9 protein-coding genes are annotated in these 12,678 nt (G+C 66.1%); 1 reads left to right on the forward strand and 8 read right to left on the reverse strand.

Annotated elements, in window-relative coordinates:
* Positions 1-537 precede the first annotated feature (537 nt).
* From LQT98_RS05010 to LQT98_RS05040, 7 genes are read right to left on the reverse strand one after another with little or no spacing between them, the layout of a single operon-like run.
* Entirely contained in the window at positions 538-1,524 is a 987-nt protein-coding gene (locus tag LQT98_RS05010; protein WP_231461345.1) for a siderophore ABC transporter substrate-binding protein, read from the reverse strand.
* Complete coding sequence (locus tag LQT98_RS05015; protein WP_048408120.1) at positions 1,521-2,303, reverse strand: iron ABC transporter ATP-binding protein; 783 nt, start codon at positions 2,301-2,303, stop codon at positions 1,521-1,523. Before LQT98_RS05015 ends, LQT98_RS05010 begins: the two co-directional genes overlap by 4 nt.
* On the reverse strand, positions 2,300-3,250 hold the full coding sequence (locus LQT98_RS05020) for an iron chelate uptake ABC transporter family permease subunit (RefSeq protein WP_231461346.1): 951 nt from the start codon (positions 3,248-3,250) through the stop codon (positions 2,300-2,302). The genes LQT98_RS05015 and LQT98_RS05020 overlap by 4 nt, the downstream gene beginning before the upstream one ends.
* Complete coding sequence (locus LQT98_RS05025) at positions 3,247-4,194, reverse strand: ABC transporter permease (RefSeq protein ID WP_331282527.1); 948 nt, start codon at positions 4,192-4,194, stop codon at positions 3,247-3,249. Before LQT98_RS05025 ends, LQT98_RS05020 begins: the two co-directional genes overlap by 4 nt.
* Positions 4,188-5,957 carry an ABC transporter ATP-binding protein gene (locus LQT98_RS05030; protein WP_231461347.1) on the reverse strand — a complete coding sequence of 590 codons (1,770 nt, stop codon included), beginning with the start codon at positions 5,955-5,957 and terminating at the stop codon, positions 4,188-4,190. The genes LQT98_RS05025 and LQT98_RS05030 overlap by 7 nt, the downstream gene beginning before the upstream one ends.
* On the reverse strand, positions 5,951-7,747 hold the full coding sequence (locus LQT98_RS05035) for an ABC transporter ATP-binding protein (RefSeq protein WP_231461348.1): 1,797 nt from the start codon (positions 7,745-7,747) through the stop codon (positions 5,951-5,953). Before LQT98_RS05035 ends, LQT98_RS05030 begins: the two co-directional genes overlap by 7 nt.
* Positions 7,744-8,313, reverse strand: a complete 570-nt coding sequence (locus LQT98_RS05040; protein ID WP_231461349.1) for a sigma factor-like helix-turn-helix DNA-binding protein — start codon at positions 8,311-8,313, stop codon at positions 7,744-7,746. The genes LQT98_RS05035 and LQT98_RS05040 overlap by 4 nt, the downstream gene beginning before the upstream one ends.
* 361 nt (positions 8,314-8,674) lie before the next feature.
* Between LQT98_RS05040 and LQT98_RS05045 the strand changes: the two genes are divergently transcribed.
* Positions 8,675-10,831, forward strand: a complete 2,157-nt coding sequence (locus LQT98_RS05045) for a condensation domain-containing protein (protein ID WP_231461350.1) — start codon at positions 8,675-8,677, stop codon at positions 10,829-10,831.
* Positions 10,832-10,948: 117 nt separating this feature from the next.
* Here LQT98_RS05045 and basC read toward each other — a convergent pair whose 3' ends face one another.
* On the reverse strand, positions 10,949-12,265 hold the full coding sequence (gene basC / locus LQT98_RS05050; protein WP_231461351.1) for a putative histamine N-monooxygenase: 1,317 nt from the start codon (positions 12,263-12,265) through the stop codon (positions 10,949-10,951).
* Positions 12,266-12,678 lie beyond the last annotated feature (413 nt).

Genomic DNA, 12,678 nt, shown 5'->3' on the forward strand with positions numbered 1-12,678 from the left:
GCCGCCAGCGCCGCCGGCGCCAGACTCAGGCCGGCGCCGCCAAAGCCCGCCATCAGGGCCAGATGGATGGCGGCGCGCAGCGTATTCAGGGGGAAGGCGGATTGCGGCGCGAGTCGGCGTGTAGTTGATATGGGGAAGGCCGACCGTTTCTGACTCAACATCCAGATTCCTTTCTACGTGAGGAGATTGTTTCACTTCACTATGTATTCCGAAGCAAAGTGCCAAACCCTCAAATAGAAATGAAAATCATTTTTGATAGCACATCGTCAAGCCACCCGCGCAGCGTAGCTGAGCCAAGGCGCGCCGACTCAGAAAACGAAGTTTCTGCGAAGCTACAGTACAAGTCGTACGACAAGGAGGCGCAACGCAGGATCAGGGGTTTTGTTAGAACCTGTTTACGATCTGCTGCGCGTCGGCAATACGGCGTTGAAACCGAGCTCAAAATGCTCATGTACCATTTGTACATTCCGCTTTTTCGCCCGTTTTCGCCTTGTCTCGCCTTAGCTCGCGAGATCGTAAACACGTTCTTAGCGGGTCTTAACTACGATAACCCTTGATCACCTCATCCCCAATCCGGTTCAGGCAACTCAGGCTGGCGGTGCACAGATACCAGGTTTCGGCATCGGCGAAGATCACCTTGCCCTTGCGCCAGGCCTTGGTCTGCCGCAGCAGCGGGTTGTCCAGCGTTTTCAGGTTCAGGGCCGGCCGCCGCTCCATCACCGCGGTGCGGTCTATCACGTACAAGATGTCCGGGGCCGCCTGCTGGATGAACTCATTGGAGATGGGCTGGCCGTGCAGGCCGCTATTGGTCTCATTGCTGGCCGGCTTCACGCCCAGGGTGTCGAAGATGTAGCCGTAGCGCGAGCGCACGCCGTAGGAGGTGAAAGCGCCGTTATTGTGCAGCACGATCAGCGCCTTTTCCGGGCGGCCGGCGGTCACCTCGCGCACCTGCTTGATCTTGGCGTCGATCTCGCCGGCTTTCTCGCGCGCCAGCGCTTCCTTGCCCAAAATCCGGCCCAGGGTCAGCAAATGCTCCTTGGCCGTGTCCAGGGTATGGCCGGGGCGGTTGTTGAGGTCGATGTCGTAATGCAGCGTCGGCGCGATGCGGCTCAGCTCCGGATAGCTTTGCGCCTGCAGCGGCGAGATCAGGATCAGGTCCGGCTTGAGCGCGTGCAGCCGTTCCAGATTGGGCTGGATGGTGGTGCCCACGTCCATCACCTTGGCGTCCTGCTCGTACTTCTTCAGGAAGCCAGCCACATAGTCCTTGGAGATGCCCGCCACCGGCGCGCCCAGTTGGTCCAGCGCGTCCAGCTCGCTCATGTCAAAGGCCACCACCCGCTCCGGCCGCTTATTGATCTGGGTGGTGCCCAGCTCATGCTTGACGGTGACCGGGGCGTAGGCGGCCTGGGCCGCCGGCGCGGCGGCTGTGGATTGAGCCTGCCGGGCGTCGCAGCCCAGCAAGCCGCCGGCCACGGCCAGCGCCAGCAGGGCCGCGCGCGCGCGCGGCTGCTTATGAATGCTCATACGGTTTCTCCAGAGGGTGAGGGATTGAAGTAATTGCAGACGAAGCCGCGCTCGCTGGGCAGGATGTCCACCGCCAGGCCGTAGAGATCGCGCAGCCGCGCCTGGGTGACCACCTCGGCCACCGGGCCGCAGCCATGCACCGCGCCCGCCTTCATCGCGACGATGTGGTCCGAGTAATTGGCGGCGAAATTGATGTCATGCACCACCAGGATCACGGTGCGGCCTTGTTCCTCGCTCAGCCGGCGTATCGCCTGCATGATGTGCACCGCGTGCTTCATGTCCAGGTTGTTGAGCGGCTCGTCCAGCAGCAGGTAGTCGGACTGCTGGGCGATGCTCATCGCCAGAAAAGCCATCTGCCGCTGGCCGCCGCTGAGCTCGTCCAGATAGCGGGCGCGCAGCGGCTGCAGGCCCAGGAAGGCCAGCGCCTCGTCCACCGCGCGGCGGTCGTCCCGGCTCAGCAGGCCCTGGCTGTAAGGGAAACGGCCAAAACCCACCAGCTCCTCCACCGTCAGGCGCAGGCCGATATTGGGATGCTGGCGCAAGGTGGCCACGCGCTTGGCGTAGCTGCGCAGCGGAATCCGCTCTATCTCCTCGCCGTCCATCAGGATGCGGCCGGCGCTGGGCTTCAGCAGCCGGGCGATGGACATCAGCAGCGTGCTCTTGCCGGCGCCGTTGGGGCCGATCAGCGAGGTGACTTGCCGGGAGGGAAAGCTGAGATTGACGTCGCGCAGCACTTGTTTGTCGCCGTAGGCTTTGTAGACGCGCTCAAGCGTGATCATGCATGTCCTCTGCTGCGCACCATCAGCGCCAGGAAATAAGCGCCGCATACCAGGTTGACCAGAATGCTGACGGTGGTTTTGTAATTGAACAGCTGCTCCACCAGGAGTTGGGCAGCAATGAAGATGGCGATGGCGACGGCGCAGGCCAGCGGCAGCGTGACCCGATGCCGGAAGGTGCGCGCCAGCGCGTAAGTGATGTTGGCGACGAAGACGCCCATGAAGGCGGTGGGCCCCACCAGGCTGGTGGACACCGCCGCCAGCACCGCGATCAGCGCCAGCTGCATGCGCACATTGCCGGGGTAATCCACGCCCAGGGAAATGGCCTGCTCGCGCCCCAGCAGCAGCACGTCCAGCACCGCCAGCCGCCGGCATACCGTCCAGGCCGCGGCCGCGGTCAGCAGCGCGGCGAACAGCAGCGCCCCGGGCTGAACCCGGTTGAAGGAGGCGTAGCTGAAGCCCTGCAGGATGGCGAATTCGCCGGGGCTGGTCTTGAGCTGGATGAACTGGGTGAAAGTGCCCAGCACCATGGTCAGCACCAGGCCGCTCAGCAGCAGCAGATAGAGATCGTTGCGCTCCTTGCGGAACAGCGCGCGGTGCAAGGCCCAGGAATAGGCCAGCATCACCGCGATGGACAGCAGCGCGTTGCCGTGGCGGCCCAGCAGCGCCAGGCTTTGTGCGCCCAGCAGCAATACCAGCAGCGCCTGCAGCAATAGGTAGATCGCCTCGTAACCCATGATGGCCGGGGTCAGGATGCGGTTGCCGGTCAACGTCTGGAAGGTCAGCGCGGACACGGCGATGCAGACGCCGGCCACCCCCATCGCCGCCAGGCGGATCAGCCGATTGGGAATCACGTAATCGAAATCCAGGCCGGAGCCCAGCAGCAGGAACAGCAGCGCCAGCGCCGCCGACAGCGCCCAGACGCCGCGGCGGATCAGGGCGTCCCTCATTTGTGCTTCCATAGAATCATCATCAGGAACAGGACGCCGCCCACGCTGCCCGCGGTCAGGCCGATGGGCACTTCAAACGGGTAGATCAGCAGGCGGCCTATGATGTCGCAAACCAACATCAACAAGGCGCCGCAGGCGGCGACGATGGGCAGCGTGCGCTGCAGGTTCTCGCCCCAGCGCAGCGCCACCAGATTGGGAATGACCAGGCCGACAAAGGGAATCGCGCCCACGGTGATGACGGTGGCGGCCACCGTCACCGCCACCAGCACCAGGCCCAGCGCCGCGGTGGCCGCATAGCTCAGGCCCAGGCTGGCCGCCATCTCCTCGCCCATCCCCAGCACGGTGAAGCGGTGGGCGTAGCAATACGCCAGCGCGACGATGGGCAGGATCAGGTAGACGATCTCGTAATTGCCTTCGACGATCTTGGAAAAATCGCCCAGCAACCAGCCCTGCATGCTTTGCAGGATGTTGTGGCGGTAGGCGTAGAACTCGGCCACCGCGCTGAGCACGCTGCCGTACATCAGCCCTATCACCGGCACCAGCACGGTGTTCTTGAACTGGATGCGGCGGATGATGGCGATGAAGACCAGACTGGAGGCGAAACAGAAAGCCAGCGCGAACAACATCCGCCCCAGATTGCCGGCCTCCGGCGCCAGGCTCAGCCCCACCAGAATGCCCAGCTTGGCCGCGTCCAGCCCGCCGGAGGTGGCCGGCTCCACAAAACGGTTACGCACGATCTGCTGCAGGATCACCCCGCACACCGACAGCCCCACCCCCACCAGCAGCAACGCCGCCAAGCGCGGCAGCCGGCTGGCGGTGAGGGTCAGCCAGCTGTCGTCGGACAGGGCCAGCGGCCCGGTCCAGGCCATCTGCTTGGCCCCCACCATCAGGGACAGGCCGCTGCAGGCCAACAGCAGCAGCGGCAAGGCGAGTCGTTTCAACACACGGCCTCTGCCGCCGGCGCCGCGGTAATGCGCCAGCCCTTGGCGCTTCTGCGCTGCTCCAGGAAGTGGGCGTAGAGGCCGGCGCGCGCGCTCAGCTCGGCATGGCTGCCTTGCTCGCGCACCTTGCCGTCCTCCAGCACCACGATCTGGTCCGCCATCTCCACCGTGGACAGCTGGTGGGCGATGACGATCAGGGTGCGCTTGCCGCGCAGCCGCGCCAGCGCCTCGGCGATGGCGGCCTGGTTCTCGGTATCCAGCGCCGCCGTGGCCTCGTCCACCAGCAGGATGGGCGCGTCCTTGATCAGCGCCCGCGCAATGGAGATGCGCTGGCGTTCGCCGCCGGACAAGCGCGCGCCGCCCTCGCCCACCGGGGTGTCCAGGCCCTGCGGCAGGCGCTCGATGATTTCCTCCACGCCGGCCAGCTTGGCCGCCGCCAGCACTTCGGCGTCGCTGGCGTCCGGCTTGCCGATGCGAATGTTGTCGCCGATGCTGCCCTGGAACAGATAAGCGTCCTGGAAGATCTGGCTGATCTGGCCGGCCAGCCGTTCGCTGGACAGATCGCGGACATCCACGCCGCCCACTTTCACCTCGCCCTGGTCCACGTCGAAGAAGCGGGCGATCAGGCGCAACACCGTGGTTTTGCCGGAACCGGACGCGCCCACCAGCGCGGTCATGCTGCCCGGCGCTATGCGCAGGCTGAGCTCGCTCAGCACTTGCACCTGTTCCGGCCCGTAGCGGAAGCCCACCCGGTGCAACTCCACCGAGGCGTCCGCCGGTTCGCCGGAACGGACCGGCTCGGCCATGGGTTCCACCTCGAACAGCTTGGCCACCGCCTGCAGCTGGCCGCGCGCGCCGCGCAGCACCTCGCTATAGCCGGCCACGTCCAGCAGCGGGTCGATGAAACGGCTCATCAGCATCAGCGCCACCAGCGCCGGAATCACCGTGGCCGGGCTCAGACCCAGGTCGGCATGGTCGCTCAGCCACAGCGCGGCCACCAACAGCAGCGCGGCGAAGCTGGCCTGCACCGCCCAGACATTGAGCACCGAGGACAAGGCCGACAGCCGGATCAAGCGCCGGCCGGAGCGCTGCTGCTGGGCGATGGCCTGCTCCAGAAAACGCATGCCGCCGCTTTCGCCGTTGAAGGCGCGCAGCACCGATTGCGCCTGCGCGAACTCCACCATGCGCTGGCTGCTCTGGCCGGCGTGCTGCTGATAGGCCTGGTCCGCGCGCTGGCTCAGCCGCGCGGTCAGCCCAAACACCAGCAGCAGGCAAGGCAGGCTGGCCAGCCCCACCCAGCCCATCAGCGGATTGACGGCGAACAGCGCGCCCAGCACCACCACCGGCGTCACCACGCCGACAAACAACGGGGTGAACACATGAGCCGGCAACTGGGCCATTTCCATCATGCCCTGGGTGGCGATGTGGTTGAGCCGGGCGGTATTGCCAGCGCTGAACCAGCCCACCGGCAGGCCGCCGACATGCTCGGCCAAACGGTGGCGTCCGCCTTGCAGCACGGCGATGCCCACCGCGATGCCGGCTTTCTCCACCTTGCGCCGCAAGCCCCAGCACAGCGCCACGCCCAGCGCCTGCGCCGCCAGCCACATGCCGGCCGCGCGCGCCTCGCCGGCCAGCAGATGGCTGAGTACCGGCGCCAGCATCACGATGGTCACGCCGCACAGCAGGCTGTAGATCAAGGCCAGCCACGCGTAGCGGCGCAATTTGACCGCGTCCTCCCCCAGCAGCCGAATAAAAGTCTTCAACATTGCGGCACCCATCCTTCCTGTTCTGCTTCCCCGGCCTTGCCGTAATGACCCTGCGCCCACAGCCGCGCATAGCAGCCGCCCTGTTCCAGCAACTCATGGTGGCGGCCGCGCTCGATCAGCCGGCCCTGGTCCACCACCAGGATCTGGTCCGCCTGCATCACCGTGTCCAGCCGGTGCGCGATCACCACCAGGGTGCGGCCGCGGGCGAAGGCGGACAGCGCCTGCTGCAGCTTGACCTCGTTTTCCGCGTCGGCCGCCGCCGTCGCCTCGTCCAGCACCAGCACCGGCGGGTCCAGCAATACCGCGCGGGCGATGCTCAGCCGCTGGGCCTCGCCGCCGGAGAACTGCACGTCCTCGCCTATCACCGCCTCGTAGCCGCGCGGCAGCTCGAGAATGCGCTCATGGATATTGGCCATGCGCGCGGCGGCCTCGATTTCCGCCTGGCTGGCGGAAGGCCGGCCCAGCGCGATGTTGTCGCGCACGCTGGCGTGGATCAGCCTCACGTCCTGCAGCACGAAGCCGATGCGCCGATACAGCTCCGCGCTGTCCAGCTGCCGCAGATCCACGCCGCCCAGGGTGATGCGCCCGGCGCTGGGGTCGAAGAAGCGCAGCAGCAGCCGCGCCAGCGTGGACTTGCCGGCGCCGGAGGGGCCGACGATGGCCGTCACCGTGCCCGGGGCCAGCGTGAAATCGATGCCGGACAGCACCGGCTCCTGCTCGGCATAGCCGTAGCTCAGCCCTTCCACGCGGATTTCGGCGTCGGCCGGCCGCGCCGCGCCGGCGGCGGTTTCCAGCACCGGCGTCTGCAACAGCGCGTGCACGCGCTGGGCCGCGCCGGTGGCGTGGTTCAAATCATGAGTGATGTAGCTCAGCATCAACAGCGGCGAGCTCAGCCCCGGCGCCACCAGGGCGAAGGGCAGCACCTCCACCGGAGCGATCCAGCCCAGGCCCACCATCAGCGCGCCGAAAGCCAGCACCACGCCCAGCACCGACACCGGCGCGATGATGGCGTTGGCGTTGGCCATGGAACTGACCAGCGGCCGGGTGAAATCGGTGAAGGCGCTGGCGAAGGCGTCTATCGCCGCGCGGTAGCTGCCGTGCGCCTTGTGCTGCGCGCCAAAGGCCTTGACCACCGGAATGCCGTTGACGAACTCCACCACCGCGTTATTGATGCGCGCCATGCCCGCGCCAAAGCTCTCCATATTGGCCGCGCTGGCCTGGTGCGCCCGCGCGAAGAACAGGAAGAACAGCGGAAACGGCAGCAGCGAGGCAATGGCCATGCGCCAGTCCATCGCGAACAGATAGACGATGGACGCCAGCACCGCGCCCACGCTGCGTCCCAGCGTGGTGTAGAAATGGGCGGTCAGGCTGTGCAGGGTGCCGATATCGTCGTGCATCGCCTGCTTGACCTCGCCCGAGGCGCGGCTGGTGAACCAGCCCAGCGGCACCTTGGCCAGCCGGCGGGTAATCGCCAGGCGCAGCAGGCCGGTGATGCGGTTGTCCGCCAGGTGGGCCACCACGTCGCCGGCCAGGATCAGCGTCATGCCGGCGAACAGGCAAAGCAGGCTCAGGCCCACCACCCGCCACAAGACATCGCCGCTCAAGGCGGCCGCGCCCTGGCCCAGCGCCAGCTGCGCGATATGGGCGACGCCGGCTAGCGGCGCCAAGCTCAGCATGGCGCCCAGGCCCGCCAGCAGACCGGCGGCGATCAGCCGGCCGCGTATCGGCGCCAGCACACGGGCGATAGGCCCGGCGGCGGCCTCTCCCAAAACCTCTTCCTCAACACTCATGACAACTCCTCTACGACACGAATTAATGAATGCGGCTTGCAGCCACCCTGCCCCAGGCCGGCCTCCACGCTGCGGCGGCAAGCCTGCAGGCCGAGCGCGACGTATTTCTCCACCGACGACACCGACACCTGCAGCTCCGCGGCGATATCGCCGTAGCTCATGCCGTTGAGCCGGGACAAGAGCAGGGCCTGGCACACCTTGAACGACTTGCCCATCAGCGCCAGGTCCACCCCCTTGATCTCCTCCTTCAGCAGCGCGCGCGCCTCTTCCGACTGCGCGCGCGGCTCCGGCTGCAAGGCCTGGCTTTCCAGATAGCGGGCCTCCAGCCGGCGGCGGCGCAGCAGATCGATCACCTTGCCCTTGGCGATTTGCGCCAAATGACAACGCGATTCTTCCGCCGGCGGAATCCGCCCTTTCTGGATGAGGTGCAGGTAAATGTCGTGAGCCAGATCCGTCGCATCGTTCGGATTGCCCAACTTGCGCTGCAGCAAGCCGCACAGCCAGCTGTGGTGATCCAGGTACAAGCTCTGCAATTGCGACTGAAAAGTGATCGGGCCATTGTCCACGCCCCTCTCCTTTTCACTTGTATTTGCAAATGATAATCATTTTTATTATTATCACCGACATTGTCAATACGTCATACCTAAAGCAAACACACAATGTCCTTTGCATTAATTATGCCGAAAAGCCAGTTTACGAACGCCAGGCATGACGTATAAGCGCCCCCTCAGCCCGATGGGGCCGTGACAGACACGGCCGGAATCCCGCGCCTCCCATGCCGTAGACATCTCATCGCAAGAACCCGCCGCACCCATTCCCAGGGCCGTCATCCCCCGACGACGCGTCCTGTTGACTGGCGACCGTCAAATGCCTCCCGTCGCCGCCCATAAAGATGATTGGCTGTTGAATTTCAGAAGGAGACCACTCTTGTCGCACCCCCACCCCGACATCCCGTCGCAGCGCCTGTCCCTGAGCCTTCACGAAGAACAATGCTGGCTATTGCAGCAGCAACACCCGGAACGCCTGAGCCGCCATGTCGGCGCCTGGCGGCTGGACGAACAGACCGATCTCGCGCTGCTGACCCTGGCGCTGCAACAGCTGATCCAGGCCCGGCCGGAGCTGAATGCCCGTTACGAGTTCAGCGACGACGGCGATCTGTGCAAATCCCATGTGGCCGGCTGGCACCCTTGCATCGCCTTCCCTCGTATCAAGGAAGCCGAACTGGCCGAGCGCCTGCTCGCGCTGCGCGCGGCGCCGTGGGACGCGGCGACGCAGCCGCCGTTCCAGGCCCTGATCGTCCACACCGAACACAGCGCCGTGCTGGCGCTGAGCCTGCACCCCATTCTGGAACCGGCCCAGCCGTTCAACGCTTTGGCGGACGCGCTGGCCCAGGGCTATCAGCAACTGGACACCGCGCGCCGCCCGCTGACGCTGACGCCGCTGCCCTTGCAGGCCGGCGAAACCGGCTACCACCCGCCGGCGGCGGCCCAGCCCGCGGCCGACGGCCAGGACGCCGTCGCCGCCACCATCCTGGCCGAACTGCGCGCGGTGCTGGCCGAGCCCGGCATGAAGCCGGACGACAACTTCTTCGATTTCGGCGGCCATTCGCTGCTGGCCACCCGCATCATCGGCACGCTGCAAAGCAAGCACGGCATCCAGATCCGCTTCAACGACTTCTTCGAAGCGCCCACCGCCGCCGCGCTGGCCGCGCGCGCCACCGTCAGCGAACAAGGCCGCCAGGCCGCGCCGTCCGCCGAAGTGCGGCAAGCGCCGCTGGCGCTCGCGCAAGCCTCGCTGTGGCGCGCCTACGCCGCCTACGACTTCGGCACCATCTTCAACCTGCCCTTCGCGCTGGACTTCCTCGACCCGGTGGACGAAAACCTGTTCCGCCTGGCCTTCAGCGACTTGCTGGAACGCCACGCCAGCCTGCGCACCACCTTCCATGAACAAGACGGCGCCGCGCTGCAGCGCAGCGTGCCGCTGGCGGAAACCGGCGGCTACAAATGGTTCTGGAGCAGCGCGGAGAGCGAGGGGCTGACGCTGGCGGACGAAGCCGCCCATCGCTTCGACCTGGGCCGCGAACTGCCGCTGCGGATACGCTTCCTGCGCCATCCGGCCACCGGCCGCCAGACCTTGTCCTTCCTGGTGCATCACATGGCGATCGACGAATGGTCGCTGAATGTGATGATGGACGAGCTGGCGCTGGCCTATCGCGCCCGCGCCGCCGGCCAGGCGCCGCAATGGGCCGCCCCGGCGCCCTCCTTCCACGCCTTCGCGCTGGAGCAGCAGCGCCACGGCGTCAACCCGCGCCACATGGACTACTGGACCACCATGCTGCGCGGCGCTACGCCGGGCCTACAACTGCCGGACCCGGCCGCGCCGGCCGCCGCGCCCGCCCAGGCCGCCGGCTTCAAGGCCAAATGGCTGGAGTTCAAGCCCGAGCCGGGCACGCAGGAAGCGATCACCGCCTTCGCCAAGCGTCATGACTCCTCGCTGTTCAGCGTGGTCTACACCGCCATCGCGCTGGCGCTGCATAAGCTGGGCGATCTGCCGGAAATCGTGATCGGCACCTCGTCTTCCGGCCGCACCGACGCGGCGTATTTCGACACCGTCGGCTACTTCACCACCATGGTGGCGCACCGGGTGCGTTTCGACCGCCGGCAATCGCTGGGCAGCCTGCTCAAGGACGTGACCCTGACCATCAACGACTCCATGGCCTACGCCGACATTCCGCTGGAACTGGTGCAAAACGCGCTGGGCATGACGCCGGCGGACGGCCTGCTGTTCGACGTCTACGTCCAGGTCCACGCCAACAACGCGCTCAACGGCGCGCTGCCGGCCCCGGACGGCGGCGAGATCCGCTACCGCCAGATCGACCCGGACAAGAGCGAATCCATGTTCGGCCTACAGTTCGAGATCATGGAAGACGCGCACGACGGCTCGCTGCGTCTGGTCATCACCTACCGCGCGGAACGCTACTCCGCCGCCCAGCTCGAGGCCATCTGCGCCACGCTGCACCGCTTGTTCGCGCTGTTGAGCGCGGGCGACGCCAGCGAGCAGAGGCTGGAAGAGCTGCTGGGCTAAGGCCTATTCCATGCCCGCTGCGCGTCGGTGATACGGCGCGCAAAACCTTGACGCCCCCGCCCTCAAACGAGAGCGGGGGCGTCAATGTCATGAGCAGCCTAGAACAGCCTTATATGGTCAGTTCTGCGGCAGCCCATAATGCTGGAACGCCGAACGCTGCGGCAGGCGATAACGCGGCTGACCCAACAACTGATTGATGATGGCCGCGTTGCGGATCGGGCCTATGCCCAGGTCCGGCGAACCCACCCCGTGCTGGAAAATCTCCGCGTTCTGCACAAACACCCGGCCCGGCCCCTGATCGCGGCGGCGCGCGGTGAAATCCTCCTCCACGATGCAATCGCCCTGCGCGTCCACCGCCAGCACCGTCTCCTTCAGCCGCTCGAACCACTGCGGCCAGGCGTGGGCGTAGCCGGTGGCCGCCACGATAGCGTCGGTCTCCAGCTGGCAACGCTGGCCCAGCTGCCGGTGATGGCAAGTCATGCGCAGCGCGCCGTCCGCGCCCAGTTCCTCCAGCGCCTCCACATCGCAATTGGAATACAGCTTCAGGCCCGGATCGCGGCCGCCTATCGAGCGCTCGTAGAGCAGATCGAAGATATCGCCGATGGTGGAGAAGCTGATGCCCTTGTACAGCAGGCCCTGGCCGGCCACCACCTCGCGGCGCTTCTCGCGCGGGATGCTGTGGAAGTACTGCATATAAGCAGGGGTGAAGCACTCCTGTCCCAGCTTGGAAAACTCCATCGGGTGGAAGCCCGGCGCGCGCGTGATCCACTGGATGGACGCCCCGGCCGCCACCTGCTCCGGGCTCAGCTCGCGGAACAGCGCCAACACGCACTCCGCCGCGCTCTGGCCGGAGCCGATCACGGTGACGCGCCGGCATTGCGACAGCGCCTGCTGATTGGGGATGAACTGGGCGGAATGGATCACCCGCGGATGGCGGCTGGCGCGCGCCCACGCCGGCAGCCACGGCGAAGTGCCGACGCCCACCACCAGATCGCGGCCGGCGTAGCGGCGCATCCCGCCCGACGCCGACTCGCTGTCCACCACGAAACGCCCCGCGCCCGCGTCGTAAGCCACGTCCCGCACCTCCTCGCCAAAACGGCAGGCCGGCAGCTGCTGCGCGGCCCAGCGGCAGTAATCGTCGTATTCGATGCGCGGCACCAGGGTGTTGTCGTAGTAGTAGAACTGGTAAAGGCGGTCATGCTGATGCAGATAGTTCAGATAGCTGAGCGGATGCGTGGGGTCCGCCAGCGTGACCAGATCCGCCAGGAACGGCACTTGCAGCGTGGTGCCCGGCAACAGCAAACCCTCATGCCAGCGAAACGCCGGCTTGCGCTCCAGAAACACCCCTTTGATGTCCGAGTGACGCGACAACAAGGCCGCCAAGCCCAGATTGAACGGCCCGATGCCGACGCCGGCAACATCTACGTTCGCCATTTCCATATGCGAAAAACTCCCAAGGTTCTATCAAAGGTTCTATCGATTGTCCCCAGGGCGGGATGGCCGCCCCGGGGTAAAAGTGTTTAGAACTTGTCCACGATCTTTTGCACTACCAAGTCCAGCGGGACTCAGCTTGCTCGGCGCGAAGAAAACCACGTGCCCGACGCGCCCCAACTCCCTTCAAGCCTGCCGTCGGGTGGCAGGCCCGAGGTTTTAGCTACGCAGAAACTTCGCTTCGCTCGTTTTAAGCGGCTGCCTGTTCGAGCAGCGCGACGTTAGCGCGCCATCACTGAGCGAATCAGAGATTCGCACGTAGAGAGTTCAGCCGCGCCTCGGGCCTGACGGGATCCGGCGGGAAGCCGCAGGCCAGGCTTGCAGGGCGGCCTTTGGGGTGTCTACGTGCGAATCTC

It is taken from the genome of Chromobacterium aquaticum (assembly GCF_021129195.1).
GTDB lineage: Bacteria > Pseudomonadota > Gammaproteobacteria > Burkholderiales > Chromobacteriaceae > Chromobacterium > Chromobacterium aquaticum.

Bases quoted from the DNA above. Each gene is read 5' to 3' on its own strand.
- LQT98_RS05010 (WP_231461345.1), bottom strand. From the start codon at position 1,524: ATGAGCATTCATAAGCAGCCGCGCGCGCGCGCGGCCCTGCTGGCGCTG.
- LQT98_RS05015 (WP_048408120.1), bottom strand. From the start codon at position 2,303: ATGATCACGCTTGAGCGCGTCTACAAAGCCTACGGCGACAAACAAGTG.
- LQT98_RS05020 (WP_231461346.1), bottom strand. From the start codon at position 3,250: ATGAGGGACGCCCTGATCCGCCGCGGCGTCTGGGCGCTGTCGGCGGCG.
- LQT98_RS05030 (WP_231461347.1), bottom strand. From the start codon at position 5,957: ATGTTGAAGACTTTTATTCGGCTGCTGGGGGAGGACGCGGTCAAATTG.
- LQT98_RS05035 (WP_231461348.1), bottom strand. From the start codon at position 7,747: ATGAGTGTTGAGGAAGAGGTTTTGGGAGAGGCCGCCGCCGGGCCTATC.
- basC (WP_231461351.1), bottom strand. From the start codon at position 12,265: ATGGCGAACGTAGATGTTGCCGGCGTCGGCATCGGGCCGTTCAATCTG.